This is a genomic window from Fibrobacter intestinalis (genome assembly GCF_900167415.1).
GTDB classification, from domain to species: Bacteria; Fibrobacterota; Fibrobacteria; order Fibrobacterales; family Fibrobacteraceae; genus Hallerella; species Hallerella intestinalis.
Map to the genome: position 1 here is coordinate 70,267 of NZ_FUWU01000005.1, position 15,462 is coordinate 85,728.

The following is a 15,462-nucleotide window of genomic DNA, read 5'->3' on the forward strand; positions in this document are numbered from 1 at the left end:
TTATGAATCGTTTTGCGTCCGTCTTTTTTTTAGCCGTGATTTCTGTGGCGTTCATCGCCTGCAAAGATACCGTTTCTTTAGGATTTAATACGCAGAATCCGTCGCCGGAAGATTATGAACTGCGGAGTTCTTTGCGGGTCTTTTTGGAATTGCCCGATACGGTTCCTGCCGAAGCGCAGCAGTCGATGACGGCCAATGTTCAAGTCCGCATCCATTCCGAATTACTTTCGGCTTATGATGACGGATCGGGACGCTTTTTATTGCGGGTGGATTCCGCTTCGTATTTTGCGGACAATCGGTCTGTAGAAGAGGTCGATCACATTCGTCGGTATTTGCAGACTCAGGCGGTGCAATATAAGATGGGAGTCGATGGGGAAATGAGTTCCGTACGCTTTGACGAAATGGTTGCCTGGCCGGATATCGGCGACGTGGATATTCGTCGCATCTTTATGAAAGTACAGCCGGTATTGCCTTCTAGTCCGCTGGCCAAGGGCGATTCCTGGGAACGCCAACAAGTGATTGCCAATGACAAAGGCAAGCAGAGCATTGTTTATAAAAGATTTGAATTGGACGATGTTTTTAATCGGGATGGCGGGCGAATTGCCAAGCTAAAAATGAACATTCGCTATAAACAGAAAAGCGAAGACGAAGCGCAAATTATGGAAAGTCCGGATTTTATTCTCGGTTCGGGAACGATTCTTTTTGATATCGATGCGGGTAAAATTCTGGAAGGGGAATTGAATATCAACGGCAAAATTCGCGTGATAGAAAGAAGTCGGGACGACACGATTCCGGAATTGCGGGTCCTTCAAAAAATTTCGTTGAGGAGACTTCGCGAATGAAAAAATCTCTTCTGTTCCTTGTCCTCTTTTTTGCGTTTTCCTTTGGGGTGACTCCTTTTCCGGCAGCGAAGCATCACAAGGTGACCTTGCAGGCAATCGCATCGCCATATTTATTGGAAACTGGCTTTGTTTTGAGTGCGGACGATACTCTTGAAATCGAGCCCGGCGTAGAGGTCTTTTTTAGTGAATATGCCAAGCTCTATTTGCGGGGAATGGTTCGGATTGCCGGAACGGCACAAAAACCGGTTTCTTTTTTGAGTGCCGATTCTGCGGAATCCTGGAATGGACTGTATATTTCGACGGGAGAGAATTATTTTCATGTCAAACATCTGCGCATTGAAAATTCTTTTCGCAACACGGTCATCCGCTCGCAGGGGCTTTTTGAAAATGTCACTTTTGTGAATAATTACTATGGGCTGTGGGTTGAAAATTCTCCCCATTTTGAACTGGCGAGCTGCGAATTTGTCCGCAACCGGTTTGCGCTTTCGGTGGGTGTGGGAAATGTCCGATTTCGCAATACCAAAATCCATAACAACGTTTTTGGGCTGTATCTGTATTCGGGAACCTCTTTCGATGGCGATCCGAAAGCCGTTTCGAATAATTTGGAAGCGGATATTCGCAGGGAATCCGATGAGCTTATCGGCAAGGGCCGCAAAATTTCAAAAAGTGTCTGGCAACGGATTGAATCGGAATTTTAAGAGGTATTGACTGTGGACGAAAAATTTCGCCGAGCTATCCGAAGAATGACGGGCACGAGCCTGTTGGGTCTGGGTTTTCGCCTGGATCGAATTTCGGAATTGGCAAGCCTTTCGCAGTCGATGGATATTCGTTGGTCGATAGCCCTTTATGAACATTTGGACGCGGCGGAATCCAAACCGGAAGAAATGATGTCGGGGAGCGAAATGATTTCCTACGGGAATGCCGCGTGGAAATTGGCTTCAGAAGATTTTCCCGCCATCCTCGAAGAGTATCGGCAGAAGTTTGAAGAATTTCGGGCGAAGTGGATGCAGCGTTTTGCAACGGATGAAATTTCCCGTCTGCTTTCGCAGAATCAGTATGTTTTAAAAGATGACGCGGGCTGGTTTTATTCTGCTCCGGCGGAAAAATTGAAAACCCTTTACTATTCGACGATTCACTTGATGGAAGGAGATGCGGAAAAATTACTGGTCAATTTTTCGGGAAGGATTGAACACATGCAGGATATATTGTCCCGTATGTGGTATCGGGAAAGCGCAGTCGATGCCGTTTCCAAGATACTGCCTTCTTTAGAGGCCGCATTGCGTTCTAGCGAATATGAACTGGTCGCGAGGCTCCGGGCGTCCCTCACCGAAATTTCTCGGAAACGTTTTTTGGCGGAATTTAAACCGGCCAGAGAAAAGGCTCGCCACTTTCAGACGATGCGCGCTTGTGCTAAAAATGTGGGAGCGAATGCGTCGAATATCGCCTATGAAAACGCTTTTCTCGCTTTTACGGATGATTTCTGCGATTATGTTCAGGGCATTGCGCTTTTCATCGGGAAGTGGTATCGCGACAAATGGCTTTTGTATCTGCGTGGATTTTCGCGTGGACAGTTGGATCTTTTTACTCATAAAACCGTGGGATGAAAATGAAAAAATCATTTTGGACTTTAATTCTTTCTGGAATCGGGGCGATAATTCTCGCAGGGAGCGCTTTTTATTTTGGAGCGCCTCTTTTTGGCTGGCTGATTATGGCGGCGATTTTTGTCATCTATCTGATGTCGGCGTGGAAAATTTTTCGCGGGATTGCCTCTGCGGAAGCGGAACGGAATCTTGTGGAAAAATGCAGGGAGGCGTGTGATGCCGGCAAGGAGCCTTTTGCAAGCGACGTTCAAGCGGATGGTCTGCTGTCCGCCAGAATTCGCTTTATGAAGAATTTGGTCGCTCGGCGTGTTTCCTTGACGGCGCAGGATTTGCCCATTTTAAAATCGACCTGGAGCGCAGCGGAAGATTCTCTTGTCAAAAACAACAGCGGGATTGTGGTGCTGCTCGGCTTGATGGGAACGTTTTTTGGATTGATGCTTTCCATCAATGCGGCAGGAGGAGCCATTGACGCTTCGGCAACTTCGGAAACGACGCTGGGAATTATCCAGAATATCTTTGCGAGCATGAAGGGCATTTTCGGTTCTTCGCTTTGTGGGCTTTGGGCGGCTCTCGTTCTAAACGCGGTCCATGCGACCTACCAAAAGGAACATGACGATTTGATTGGCGAATTGGACGAATTTACGCTTTTCTATTTGATCCCGAAGACGGCGCCGACCCAAAATTCCGCCGTGGATGAAATTCGTCATCTGATGGACGCTTTGAAAGCTTCGGACTTGGCTCGTGCTGAAGATTTCCGCGGAATGATTGAAGCGTCGAAATCGGCAGAAGCTTCCCGAACGCAAGCACTCGCTGAAAGCATGAATGTATTGCAAACGGCTCAACAGCAGGCGTTCGCGGAATGGCAGCAACAGCAAAAACAGAATTTGATGGACTTGCAAAATTCCTTTGCGGCAAGCGTTTCCAAGGTTGGCGAACAGGCTGTTGGCGATTTGGCGTCAGCACAGAAAACGGCGCTGGAAGGCATGCTGTCTGTTGTTCAAAAATCTGCCGAAGACTTGTCCGCTATTCAAAAGAAGACGTTGGAAGAATTTTCTGCGTCGGGCAAAAACGCTTCGGCGGAACTTTGTGCTTCTCTTTCGCAGGTTACGGCAGGGCTTGTCGAAGAAATGCAAAAATTGTCCACGAGCGTTCGCTCCATTGAATCGGGAGTGGTCGATGGATTGGAAAAGGAAATTTCAAATCTTTCTGACAGCGTGGCGACATCGATTTCAAATCATCTAGAACAGCAGATGACAAATTCCGAACAGCAATGGAGTTCGTTTATGCAGTCCCTGAAGGAATCCATGGAACAGGTGGCGGCAGCTGAAAAGAATGGGCTTGAAATTCTTCATGGCGTCGCCGAAGAAGTGGCTTCGCGGGCGAACGACTCTTCTGTCGGGCTTTCCGAAACGGTAACTCGCGAAATCGAAAATCTTTCCCAAAAAGTGCAATCGTCGTTTACGGAACTGGCCAAGTCTTCGGAAACGCTTGTGGCTTCCGAGCGGGATTTGATTGCTGGCATTGAAAACCGGGTGCAAAAGCTCAACGAATCCACGGATTCGCTGGGAACGGGAATTGAAGAAACCGCAAAGTTGATGCGCGTCAATCAGTCGGAATTGGCTGCCAATTTGGAAATGTTTGGCAAAGGAATCGAAGCGGTTCTTTTGAAACTTTCTGGCGATGTTCCCGAACGGGAAAACGAACAGAATTTTATCGAACAGTTGAACGCGTCGTTGCAATCCTTCCAGGAACGCTCCGGCGAAGTGCTGCTTGAAAACGCCCTTAAAACGCAGGAAATCTTGTTGGAAATTTTGGATCAGGTTCAAAAGACTCCCGCAAAGAAGGCTGAATAATTCATGCGTAAACCGAGTGAAGAAAAACACTGGCTTGTTTTTACCGATTTGACGGCGGGTCTGTTGGCGTTGTTTATTCTGGCCTTTGTCGCCATGACGACGATGAAAGAAAAAAAAGCTGAAGCTTTGACCCGAACGGAACAAGAAGTGGTTAGCTGCCAAGAAGAGATGCGCCGGGTCGCCAAAGAACGGAACGCCCTGCTTTCTCAAAGTTTAAAGGCTCCGTTGGAAAAGGGAATCATCGCTCTTGAAAACGGAAACATTTTAATCCAGACTTCGGTTTTGTTTCCGCGAAATGGAGCGGACTTGACCAGCGAAGGGGAAAACGTCATCAGTTCCATTGGCGCGGGCTTGCAAGATGTGCTGGACACGGGCGATGCCATCATGGTTTCCGGATTTACCGACGATACGCCGACCAATTCGCCGACTTACACCAACTGGAATCTTTCGACGGAACGCGCCGTCAATGTGGTAAAGGCTTTGATTCGGCAAGGCTTTCCCGCTGAACGCGTATTTGCCGCGGGCTTTGGCGAAAACCATCCGCGAGTGCCGAATACCAGTGAAAAAAATCGTAGCCTGAATCGCCGCGTAGAAATAGGCGTGACTCCGATTCGCCGCTCCAATACCTTTGAGGTTCCGCAGGAATGAGCGAATCCGTTTTAGCCGAATATGCAGCTTTGAAAAATAGGGTGGACGATCTTCGCAAAAAGGAACGTCTGCCTTATTGGCGTTTGGTTTATGCGGATTTTTCTCTTTCGCGAATTGCGGAATACCTAACGCTGGAAAAATCGGGAGAAGCGCAGGAATTGTTGTGGCGTTTAAATCGCTGGGTCGAGGAGCATGAACGGGAACTGGATCGGACGGCCAAACCTGAACCCGCTAAAATTTCCATTTGGAATGCGGATTTTGTTCAAAAGTTGCTGGATGCTTTGCAGGCGAAAATTACCGCAAAAAATCACTTGATTCCGGTGGCGGAAAGAATTTCATTTTCTAAAAGTATGGAGCTGGCGAAAAAACGGTTTGCCGAAGGAAATTTGGACGGCACTTATTCGGAGCTTTTTTCGTTGCGAAATCTGCTGATTGCTCGGTTGCGCCGTTCTTACCGGGCACGCGCTGCGATGCTGCTTTATAGTCGACAATCGACGGCATTTGGGCGTTTGCCTACGGGGGCAGTGGTCGGTTTGTATAATTCGGAGCGAACTCTGGAAAATGCTCTTTCTTTGGTGGGAGAGCGTGACGCCATCTGGGTAGAAGATTTTTTGGAACTCTACGACTCCCTTTCTAAAATTACGGAGCGTTTGGCTCCTGCGGTGAGGAAGCGGAGGTAGGGATGGTAAGTAGCGTCATATAAAATGAAAAGACTGTGTTGGCTGTTTTGTTTCATGTGTGTCATCGGTTGTGCTACAACGGAAATTAGCGGATTTTCAAATCCTAACGTTGATTTTAGTTTGTACAAAAAAATAGCGGTCTTGGGAAATGTTCGCGATATTGCATTTCGGAAAATACTTGAATATGATTTGGCAAATTCTTTTGATTCGGAAAAAATAGATGCAATCCCAGTGATATCAATTGCATCTCCGATAAAAAATTATACCAAAAAAGAATTTGTCAAAATAATGAGGAAAAATAAAATTGATGCGTTGTTGTCCGTTGAGGTTATTTCTTCTTCTAAAGAGACCAGTTATGTCCAAATAGGAAATGTTTTTTCCCCAGTTTCTTCCCCACAAATAAGTTTTGAAATTATTTTAAAAGATGTAAAATCCGGTAAAATTGCATTTAAGTTGACCGCAAATTCGGAAGGGGATTCTATGTCGGCAATTTCCAAATCGCTTGCTGAAAAAATTGTTGAAATATATATGGCAGAACTTTTTGATGATTCTGGTGTATTTGAATAATTCATAAAAAAGACCAGCCATTGGCTGGTCCCGAAAATTTCCGTCTATTCTTTTTTCAAAATCGTTTCCGCTTTTTTGAATTCTTCCTTTACCGAGTTCAAACCGGTTCCGCCTTCGATATTTCGTTTGCTCACGGAATAAGCGAAAGTCAGCCGCTTCTTGACGCTCTTCGGATTGGGAACGCCTTTCGCGGCCCATTCTTCATCGGGCAAGTCCGTAAACTGCTTTCCGAGTTTTGCAGCTTCGCCAACCAGACTTCCGACAATGCGGTGGGCGTCCCGGAAGGGAATGCCGTCTTCGACCAGAATGTCGGCAAGGTCCGTGGCCAGCAGGGCGGGGAGCATCCTGTCTTCCATATTTTCAAAATTCCATTTGGCGGTGGCAATGGCCTCGTTCATGACGCGCAGGATTACATTGACGGTGTGAACGCTGTCAAATACGGGCTGCTTGTCTTCTTGCAAATCGCGACTGTAAGAAAGTGGTGCGCCTTTTACCAAGGTGAATAGGGCGCTGAAATTGCCAAGGGTGCGTCCCGATTTTCCGCGGATGAGTTCCATCGAGTCCGGATTCTTTTTTTGCGGCATCATAGAAGACCCGCTGGAGAAGGCGTCCGAAAGATTCAGGTAGCCGAATTCGCTCGAACTCCAAATCACAAAATCTTCGGCGTAGCGGCTGAGCGTGTTGGCGATAATGGCGAGGTCGCTCAAAAATTCCAGAGCCATGTCGCGATGGCTGACGGCATCAATGCTGTTGGCGCTAGGGCGTTCAAATCCGAGTTCTTTGGCGACAAGGGAACGCTGGTAGGGAAATGCGGAACCGGCCATGGCACCGCTGCCTAGAGGCAATTCCACATGGAGCTGTAAAAAATTGTCCAGGCGTTTTACGTCGCGGGAAAGCGCAAAGAAAAGGCTCATCAGGTAATGGCTAAAAAGAATCGGCTGGGCTTGCTGCAAGTGGGTGTAACCGGGCATCAGTTTGCCGAAATTCTTTTTAGAAACAGCGAGAACGGTCTTTTGCAGTTCCACGACTAGCGCGCGAATTTCTGTTGCCCGATGGCGCATATAAAGTTTGAAATCCGTGGATACTTGGTCGTTGCGGCTTCTGCCCGTGTGGATTTTTTTGCCGAGGTCGCCGATGCGTTCTGTCAGAACCCGTTCTACCGCCATGTGAACATCTTCGTCTGTCGGCAGCCAAAGATTTTTCCCTGCACGAATGTCGGCGAGAATGGATTTCAATCCTTTGCTGATTTTTGCATAATCCGCTTTGCTCAAAACGCCGGATTCAACCAGACCTTTTCCGTGCCCGAGAGAGCCTTGAATATCTTCTTCCAAAAGTTCCTTGTCGAAATCCAGACTGAAGCTGAGATCTATCATGCTTTGAGCCATGCCGCAATCAAAGCGACCGTCCCACATCATTTTTTTGCCGTCTTTCTTGGCCATGTAAAATCCTCGTTTTTGCACAAAGATAAAAAATCAGAATTTTCTCGTTGGGATTGGGCGGGAGAACGCAAGTGCTTGATGGTTTTAAACGGCAAAAAAAATCGGCCTTTGCTCTGGTTCTTGAGAAAGGCCGATTCGTTGATGGGAGTTAGCAGTAAACTTTATAGGGCAATGCTGGCCTGAGGTTCGTAAAGCTCTTGCTCGGTAAGAGAACAATCTTTCATGGGATTTTCTGCGGAGTCCTTGATTTTTTGAAATGTATTGCGATAGACGATTTTTCCATTGATTTCGATGGCATCCCTAGAAATGCTTGCCATAAAACTGCGCCCCTTGCGATTTTTGAGGCGTACAATGTAATGGGCGGCTTTGGATGTCGCTTTATGGATGAATGCCGTCCAGTCTTTGCTGTATCGGAAGATGTCCCGAATATAATGCCATTCCACTTCTTGAGCCTTGTAACCGAAGAGGCTGCAAAATTTTTGATTGGCGGCGAGCAGACGCCCGTGAACGTTGATTTCGCAAAATGCGGATTTTTCGCTTTTCATACGGACCTCCTATTCTTTATAACGGTGTGAAACATCGATGCTTTCTAATGCCGCTGTGGACAATCGAACGTCATCGATGCGAAGGGAAAGATTTTCTTTGCCAAAATAAATGGGGATGCTGCTCGGGGCGGAAAGAGTGGCAAATGGAGTCGGAGCAGAAGCGACTTGTTTTCCGTTGATAAAAAGATTTGTGGAGTCGCCATTCCAGGAGGCGGCGAGATAGTACCAGATATTGTTTTGAACAGGCATTGTGGAAATGGCCGCATTCTTGCAAAGCAGGGAATCTCCGTTCCCCGAAGCCATAAAGAACGCGAAGGCGGATCCGCTGATATTGCAGGTGTCTTGCACTAGCGCTACGCTGAATACGGCGTTTCCCTGGAATCCGAGTTTGCCGACGATATTTTTAATTGCGGCGTTTTCCGCTTTGAAGTCGTCGATGTTTACCCACGTTTCGATGCTGAAAGCTTGTGCGCTATCCAGAACGCCGTTGTCGTTTTCGATGACGGCAAAATCCCCGGCTTCATTTAGTTTTAAAGCGTTTCCGCTGTTACGTCCCTGAGAAATTTCCGCATTGCCGTAAAGCAAAGCTTTGCCCGAGATGCTGCGAATATCGCTAATGGAATTATCGCTTGCCAAATAATCAAAAGTCCAATAGCCGGCGATTTGATATTCTGTTGAAAGCGGCAAAATCCAGGAGTAAGAAGACTGGGATTGCGTATTTGCCGTGTCCGCCGGAATGGCGTATTCCTGATTGAGAACAAAACTTTTGTCGGGGGAGTTTACCGCAATCGATAGGGAAGATTGGGGAACGTCCGCTAGAATAAAATAGCCGCTGCTGTCCGTGCGAGTGAGCCAGGGGGAGCCCGGAATTTGTACGACCGTTTGCCCGGCGGGAATTTGCGCCCGTAAATAGACGTGTCCCGAAATGTCGAAGGTTTTGGAGAGCGTCGCTTCCCGACGAATGGAGTGCCCGTTTAGGGAAACCGTATCGTAAAAGGCGAAACTGTCGGCGATGGCGCTGATGCCGTAGAGTCCTCTTTCTTTGACCGTCATCGAAAAATTTCCGGTGCGGTCCGTTGTGTCCGAGAAAATCGTCGAGTTGTTGCCGGTGATGGATTGCATTTGTATGGTGGCATGAGCCGCAGCAGTTCCGTTAGGAAATTTTAAAATGCCGGCGATCGTGTTGGTTTCTTCGGAGCTGCCGCCAGCGACATCTGTAGAGCAGGAAATGAAAAAAAGAACAGCGAGAACGGAGAGGAGCGTTTTGAAAAATTTTTGTTTTTTCATGGCGAGCCCTCCTCGGCTGTAGAAAGTTTATGCGTCAGCGGAAAAAATTGGATGTTGAGGCGGTAAACCCTATCTGTCGTGGCGCTTTCGGTGGCGATGTTGGTGATGCGCCTGCGAAAGTCGGCAATTTCGTTTCGGATTCTGGTCAATGCGGATTCGGGAATGCCCAGAGTCAATCCCGAAATGTCTCGCTCTTGAACAGGAACGGCGTCCAGAGATTGAACAGCGAGTTCTCCCATTTGGCGGTGCATATCGCGCACTGCTAGGGAAGGGATTTCCAGATTGCCTGTGGAAATTTGTCGGTCCGTTTGTGTGAAACGGTTGTCTTTTTGGGTTAAAAATCCCGCTTCGGTTAAAATACGAATGGCTTTTCGGATTTCGGTTGAGGATTTCTTGAAAGTTAATTTGTCTGCGATTTCAGGAATTTTAGCCGATGGCATTTGCGGAAGGGCTTCTCGAAGAACCGGGGACAGCCAGGATTCGTAATAGTCGTATTGCTCTTCGCCGACGATTTTGATTTTATTTGCCTTGGCGATTTCCCGCAGAACTTTGAACTTGGCTTTTTTTTGTGAAGCGTCCTTGCTTTGATTCATGGCGACTAAAGCGCGGAAGTATTCCACGTCTTTTCCGATAAGGCCTGTCGCATGGGCAACGCGTTCTGTTCCCGCTTCGGAAAGATTGGCTTTGCCTTCCATCACAAGTTTTATAAAAACCGGGGAACTGTAACCGGCAAGGCGGGAAAATTCGCGATAGGAAAATCCATAGGGCTTGCGCTCGGCGTAGAAGTCCTGGAGAAAAAGGCGAAAATCCGTATAGTGCATTACCTGTTTCATCAAGATGAATATAGTCATTTTTAGTTCAAAAGGCAAATGTTTTATGATACAAAAAATGCTTAAAATGGAAAAATTTGCATATTTTTGAAAAGTTATTAAAAATGTCAAAATTTTTATGATACGATTGCGAAAACTATTTTCATTCTCCGCCGTGTTTTTGTCGCAAAGAATCTTTTGAATGCCTTCAAGCGGCCTGAACAGAAGAAATTTTTGCCTAAAATGCGTTCATAGGCAAAACGGCCTTCCTGTCGTTTTGCTTTTAAAAGTGGCGGAGGATAAATGGAAAAAGGGGCGGTCCTTGTCGAATTTTACGGGACATTTCAAAAAAGTTGATTCCCCCTCTTGACTCGTCCCCTAGGGCTCGGTGTATCTTTACATCGTAACCGTTTCGCGAAAAGGATACAAAGTGAACAACAACAAATTCAAAATCGGAGAATTTTCAAAACTCAATCGGATTTCGGTAAAAACGCTGCGCCATTACGATGAAATCGAGCTTCTGAAACCGCACGAAGTGGACGATTGGACCGGGTATCGCTATTACGACGCCTCCCAATTCCAGAAAGTTTCCGCGATTCTCTACTTGAAAAAATTGCGATTCTCTTTAGAGGAAATTCGCGAAATGTTCGAGAGAAACGCGGCGATGCCTTCGTCGGAAAAAATCCTAGGAAAAATTCAGGAATGCGAGCACGAAAAAGCTCTTTTGGATTGGCAGCTCCGCGAACTGTTGGAATTGGAAAAACGTCTTCGAAAAGGAATCTCCATGAAAAAAATTTCTACGAAAACTTTGCCGGCAATGATCGTCGCCAGCTTCCGAAAAGTCCTGAAGAATTACGACGAATTGAGCGATTTGTGCTGCAATGTCATTGGGCCGGAAATGGTGCGTTGCGGGTGCACATGCAACAATTACCCTCATTGCTATACCGTCGAACACGACCCGGAACATCGGGAAACAGACATTGATGTGGAATATTGCGAAGCGGTTGACGCCCCCTTTGCGGATTCGCCGATTTTAAAATGCAAACAAGTCGCCGAAGTCAAAACCGCCGTCTGCATCGAACACATCGGCAGTTATAATCTCTTCCAGCAATCCATGGGCGCCCTTGTCAAATACATCGAAAAGAACGGTTACAGGATAATCGATTTCCCCCGTTTTTGCTATTTGGACGGCCCCTGGAACAAAGAGGACGAGTCCGCCTATCGCACGGAAATTCAAGTGCCGGTAGAAAAGGCCTGATGAATTTTTAGAAAATTCTGAACTCCTCCCCCAAATTTATCCGCCCAGATTTCGGGAACATAATCACCCCGGAAATTCTTGGATTTTTGGGGTGGGGGAGGCCTCCCCCTGGCTACAGCCCCGGTGCTTTATTTCCGAACGTTGATACTGTCACCGGGTCTTCCGCGCACCCCCTCTCCTAGGGGACACCCCTAAAACCCCGATCGCCATCTTGTCCGCGATTTACGTCAACGATCATGATGCACAATTCGGAAAGGCTCTGTTCTCCCAAAGTGTTGCTAAACTCCGTAAATCTGTCATAAAATGACATTGCGGAGTCTCTATATTTGTTCGTGAGGAACAAGAATGGCGACCGTCAACGTAGTATACCAAATGTACAGGGAACTCTCCCCGGCCGAGCGGAAGGTTTTCGCCCGCCTGGTTTACGGCAGGAAGGTGCTCGACTCGGTCGACATACCGGGGGCAGGCGACATCGACTCGTTCCTCACCGAACTTCGTTTCGGGGGCAAGAGACCCTGCTGCGTCCACTGCGGCTCGGAGAGCGTGAAGCGGAACGGCCACAAGGACGGCAAGCAGCGCTATCTCTGCAAGGACTGCGGGAAGACCTTCGGTGCGTCCACGGGAACCGTGTTCCGTTCGGCCAAGAAGCCGCTATCGACCTACCTGCAACACGTCCACTGCATGATGCGGGGCATGTTCGTGCGCGAGACCGCCGGAAGCTGCGGCATGGGCGTCGCGAACGCCTTCTACATGAGGCACAAGATTCTTGACGCGCTGCAGAGCATGCAGGATTCGGTAACCCTTGACGGCGTGGCCCAGGCTGACGGGACCTTCTTCGCCATATCCTTCAAGGGGAACCACAGCAGGTCTGTCCGTTTCACGATGCCCAGGACGCCGCACCACCGCGGCACGCCCGCCTCGAAGAGAGGCCTTTCAAGCGGGAAGGTGTGCGTCGAATGCGCGGTGAACGGAAGCGGGCTTTCCATCGCCTCCATAACCAACCTCGGAAAGGCGTCGTGCGCCGACATATCGCGGCTGCTGGACGGCCGCATATCCGAGGGTTCCGTCCTCTGCACCGACAAGAACTCGGCCTACATCGACTTCGCCGACAGGAACGGCCTGGAACTGGTCCAGATAGACTCCGGGAAGCACGTCAAAGGGGCATTCAACATCCAGCGAGTGAACTCCTACCACAGCCGCCTGAAAAAGTTCATCGGCCACTTTACCGGTGTCGCCACGAAATACCTGAACAACTATCTCGTATGGTTCAACATGACGCACATTGCCGAGGGAGACGACGACTTCCTCGAGAAAGTCTGGCAAAGGCACAACGCACGCGCCCGTTACTCGGGTACGAAGCGCTCCTATATGCTCCGCCCCGCCATCCCCGTTGCCGCGTAGGCTTTCCCGATGCCTGCTCTTGCATGAAAAACATGTCCGGTCGTATTCACTACCGTCTGAAATCTGTTGAAAAAGGAACAGCCCCGCTACTGCGGGGCTGTTCAAGTCTTTCCTGATGAAATGTTCTGTTCAATCTACGCCCTACCCGTCGCAATGCGACGGGGTCGAGCAATACAATGGGCGAACAGAGCCAATTCAAAAGAATCCTGAATCATAAAGCCTCCATATAGCTCAAAAATACTTTTTTATCGCCGAGAACGCCACGGAAATTTCATTACAAAACCTATTTCAGCAACTTCCTCGGGAAAAGCCGAGTATGCCATGATATATGCTTTTACCACCAGATTTTTGCCTTCGGAATTGAGTTCAGAAATGACGAAGTGAAATAATCTTGCGTAGCGGCAATGGAATAGCCGTGGATATCGAAAATCTGGCATTCTTGGGTGGAAGCAAAATTCCATGGCGTTGGTGAAACAAGTTTGTCTGTTTCGCAGGAAAGGAATTCAAAGCGAAAGATAGACAAAAGTTTTGGGGCATATCATGTCAAAAGGAAAGAACAATTTTTAGCCCTCTAACGGTTTGTTTCCGTCAATTCCTTTCTGGTAATGAAATAGGTTTAGATTGATGAAGGCTCTATTTTTTTTATAAATAGGATTTAAAATTGCTATTTCTGTAAAAATGATGTATATTTATCTTGGATTTGCTTTTTGCATAAACCGGCAAATGTCAAACCCGTTCCAAGCAATTTTTGCAAGGAATACAGATGATGAGGATGAAATGCCGAATTATTACAATACTTATGGCTATACCGGCAACCCCGATATTGATTACAACTATAATGCCTATGGCAGCAACGACAGCCTTGATGATTCTCCTGTAGGGAATAATGGATTTTATAATCGCCATTGGAATTGGGCACTTGCACAGGCGACGGAGATGTTCAAGCCGATTGCAGAAGCGCTTGGCTTTGAAAACGCTCGCTTTTCTGAAAAAAACGATGTTTTTGTTCGAAAGCCCCTTTCAGAAACAAATAGAATTTGTGGTGAGATTCTGGGGAATTCGTCCAGAAATTTCTACGGATGTACGACTCAGGACGGTTACAACTTAAGCCATGCCGGAACATACGTAAGACCTCAATCAACAACGTATCTTGCGGCAGAATGGGCACAAGACTATGTGTTGAACGCGATGCATCACGAGCTTTCGCACCAAGCCATAATCTCTACTCGTCAGATGATTCAAAAAGATCATTATGACAGGGTAAAAAGCGGGCGCCTTAGATTGCGGACCAGTCTATGGAGAAAATCATGGCCGCCTTCAATGAAATTGACAAATGGCTGGATCAACAAGATGTGGCCAGACTGGACCGCACAACAAGAAAGATTTGGATCGACAAGAAAAGTGATGTCTATCCGCTTTTACGTTCTTTGATCGATCAATATATTCGTGCGCTCAAATAACAACAAGGATAAAATATGCTCTCGAAAAAGCGATTTTGTTTCACAATACTGGCGATAGTCCTAATTGCAGGAATCGCTCTTTTCGAGATTTCCCGCATTGACCGCACAAATCTCAATGCCGTACAGAATGCAGCTTCGCCCGATTCTGCGGAAAGCATTCGTTATGCTCCAAACGAAATTACAGAAACCTTTCATCCTCTAAAGAAATTTGTCGACGATTCTACAGGCTATCCAAATGTAGCCTACCCGATGTCCTTCAAATTCAAGGGCGACAGTTCCCTCGGTACATACAATGTGGAAGGATATGTAGCGGATATTTACGCTGCCCAAAAAAACGAGCCCGAACAATGGCCACGGCAATATCATTATCTAATCGATTTCTTGGCGCAATTTCTTTATGTTTCAAAGGATGAATCTTTGGGACAGAAAACGATTCAAGGTGTTTTCGTCTATACCATGGATCCGGTCGGAAATAGCTGCCCCAAAGGATGGAGTAAAAAAGTTTTTAACGCAGACAAAGTAAAGTGTACTTTTTCAACACCGATTCCCATCATTCATTACACAAGTGACAATGCAAACGAAGAACAAAAAAGAATCCGGGTAATCCAGCGACTTGCGGAGGGAGATTCGATTATCAACTATTATGGTTGCGAAGCGGGAACTCCGAAAAAGACGGATGTGATAGGACTTCCTGGAGAAGATCATATTTTGTGCTTTGGCGTTAAGGATGACAAGTCCGATTTTGTATATAGCGTGTATAAGGAAAGATACGAAGAGGGCAATTATCTCTACTATGTTGCGACAGAAAAGAAAAGGAGCAACAATCCTGAATGTCAAAAAGTCGAATCCTTTGATTTTACGGACACTCTTTCAATGAAACTTTTCACCGATATGGTTTTCAAACAAAAAGATCCCGACCATTGTTTTCTATATGAGAGGAATGAGGATATAAGTGGTGTTTGCAACGAGGGGTGGCGCCCTTATCGTTACATCGCTTCCTATGCCGATTCTAGTGCCCAAATAGAAATTTATTGCTATTACAAAATACCTGAACAAATCATAAAATTCTAAA

General features: G+C 47.1%; 15 protein-coding genes. 11 read left to right on the forward strand and 4 right to left on the reverse strand.

Annotated features, from left to right (window positions below; all coding sequences use genetic code 11):
• The first annotated feature begins 2 nt into the window (after positions 1-2).
• Genes B5D40_RS02530 through B5D40_RS02560 form a run of 7 tightly spaced genes read left to right on the forward strand, consistent with a single transcriptional unit; the run spans position 3 to position 6,191 of the window.
• Positions 3-842 (forward strand): hypothetical protein, encoded by an 840-nt coding sequence (locus B5D40_RS02530; RefSeq protein ID WP_078775644.1) that lies wholly within the window; start codon positions 3-5, stop codon positions 840-842.
• Positions 839-1,540: a right-handed parallel beta-helix repeat-containing protein gene (locus tag B5D40_RS02535; RefSeq protein ID WP_073303184.1), complete on the forward strand. Its 702-nt coding sequence runs from the start codon at positions 839-841 to the stop codon at positions 1,538-1,540. The genes B5D40_RS02530 and B5D40_RS02535 overlap by 4 nt, the downstream gene beginning before the upstream one ends.
• Positions 1,541-1,552: 12 nt before the next feature.
• Positions 1,553-2,446, forward strand: coding sequence for a hypothetical protein (locus B5D40_RS02540; protein WP_073303182.1), 894 nt, complete (start codon positions 1,553-1,555; stop codon positions 2,444-2,446).
• A gap of 2 nt (positions 2,447-2,448) precedes the next feature.
• The gene (locus tag B5D40_RS02545; RefSeq protein WP_143394427.1) at positions 2,449-4,296 is read left to right on the forward strand and encodes a coiled-coil domain-containing protein; all 1,848 of its coding nucleotides are present in this window, start codon (positions 2,449-2,451) and stop codon (positions 4,294-4,296) included.
• Between the two features lie 3 nt (positions 4,297-4,299).
• On the forward strand, positions 4,300-4,944 hold the full coding sequence (locus tag B5D40_RS02550; protein WP_073303178.1) for an OmpA family protein: 645 nt from the start codon (positions 4,300-4,302) through the stop codon (positions 4,942-4,944).
• A complete protein-coding gene (locus B5D40_RS02555) occupies positions 4,941-5,624 on the forward strand; it encodes a hypothetical protein (protein ID WP_078775646.1) in 684 nt (227 codons plus the stop codon). The genes B5D40_RS02550 and B5D40_RS02555 overlap by 4 nt, the downstream gene beginning before the upstream one ends.
• 54 nt (positions 5,625-5,678) lie before the next feature.
• The gene (locus B5D40_RS02560; RefSeq protein ID WP_143394426.1) at positions 5,679-6,191 is read left to right on the forward strand and encodes a hypothetical protein; all 513 of its coding nucleotides are present in this window, start codon (positions 5,679-5,681) and stop codon (positions 6,189-6,191) included.
• 44 nt (positions 6,192-6,235) lie between these two features.
• Here the strand turns inward: B5D40_RS02560 and argH are convergent, their stop codons facing one another.
• The 4 genes from argH to B5D40_RS02580 all read right to left on the reverse strand — a co-directional run bounded on the left by argH (position 6,236) and on the right by B5D40_RS02580 (position 10,295).
• A complete protein-coding gene (gene argH, locus B5D40_RS02565; protein ID WP_073303172.1) occupies positions 6,236-7,630 on the reverse strand; it encodes an argininosuccinate lyase in 1,395 nt (464 codons plus the stop codon).
• A 161-nt stretch (positions 7,631-7,791) separates the two neighbouring features.
• Positions 7,792-8,175, reverse strand: coding sequence for a PAS domain-containing protein (locus B5D40_RS02570; RefSeq protein ID WP_078775647.1), 384 nt, complete (start codon positions 8,173-8,175; stop codon positions 7,792-7,794).
• 9 nt (positions 8,176-8,184) lie between these two features.
• Entirely contained in the window at positions 8,185-9,462 is a 1,278-nt protein-coding gene (locus tag B5D40_RS02575; protein ID WP_078775648.1) for a LamG domain-containing protein, read from the reverse strand.
• A complete protein-coding gene (locus tag B5D40_RS02580) occupies positions 9,459-10,295 on the reverse strand; it encodes a TIGR02147 family protein (protein ID WP_158222132.1) in 837 nt (278 codons plus the stop codon). Before B5D40_RS02580 ends, B5D40_RS02575 begins: the two co-directional genes overlap by 4 nt.
• A 406-nt stretch (positions 10,296-10,701) precedes the next feature.
• Between B5D40_RS02580 and B5D40_RS02585 the strand changes: the two genes are divergently transcribed.
• The 4 genes from B5D40_RS02585 (at position 10,702) to B5D40_RS02605 (ending at position 15,461) form a co-directional block, all read left to right on the forward strand.
• Positions 10,702-11,529, forward strand: a complete 828-nt coding sequence (locus B5D40_RS02585) for a MerR family transcriptional regulator (protein ID WP_198951030.1) — start codon at positions 10,702-10,704, stop codon at positions 11,527-11,529.
• Positions 11,530-11,874: 345 nt separating this feature from the next.
• Positions 11,875-12,930, forward strand: coding sequence for an IS1595 family transposase (locus B5D40_RS02590; RefSeq protein ID WP_078775650.1), 1,056 nt, complete (start codon positions 11,875-11,877; stop codon positions 12,928-12,930).
• Positions 12,931-13,608: 678 nt separating this feature from the next.
• Positions 13,609-14,361: a hypothetical protein gene (locus B5D40_RS02600; RefSeq protein WP_095849542.1), complete on the forward strand. Its 753-nt coding sequence runs from the start codon at positions 13,609-13,611 to the stop codon at positions 14,359-14,361.
• A 44-nt stretch (positions 14,362-14,405) separates the two neighbouring features.
• Entirely contained in the window at positions 14,406-15,461 is a 1,056-nt protein-coding gene (locus B5D40_RS02605; RefSeq protein ID WP_078775653.1) for a hypothetical protein, read from the forward strand.
• The last annotated feature ends 1 nt before the right edge of the window (position 15,462 follow it).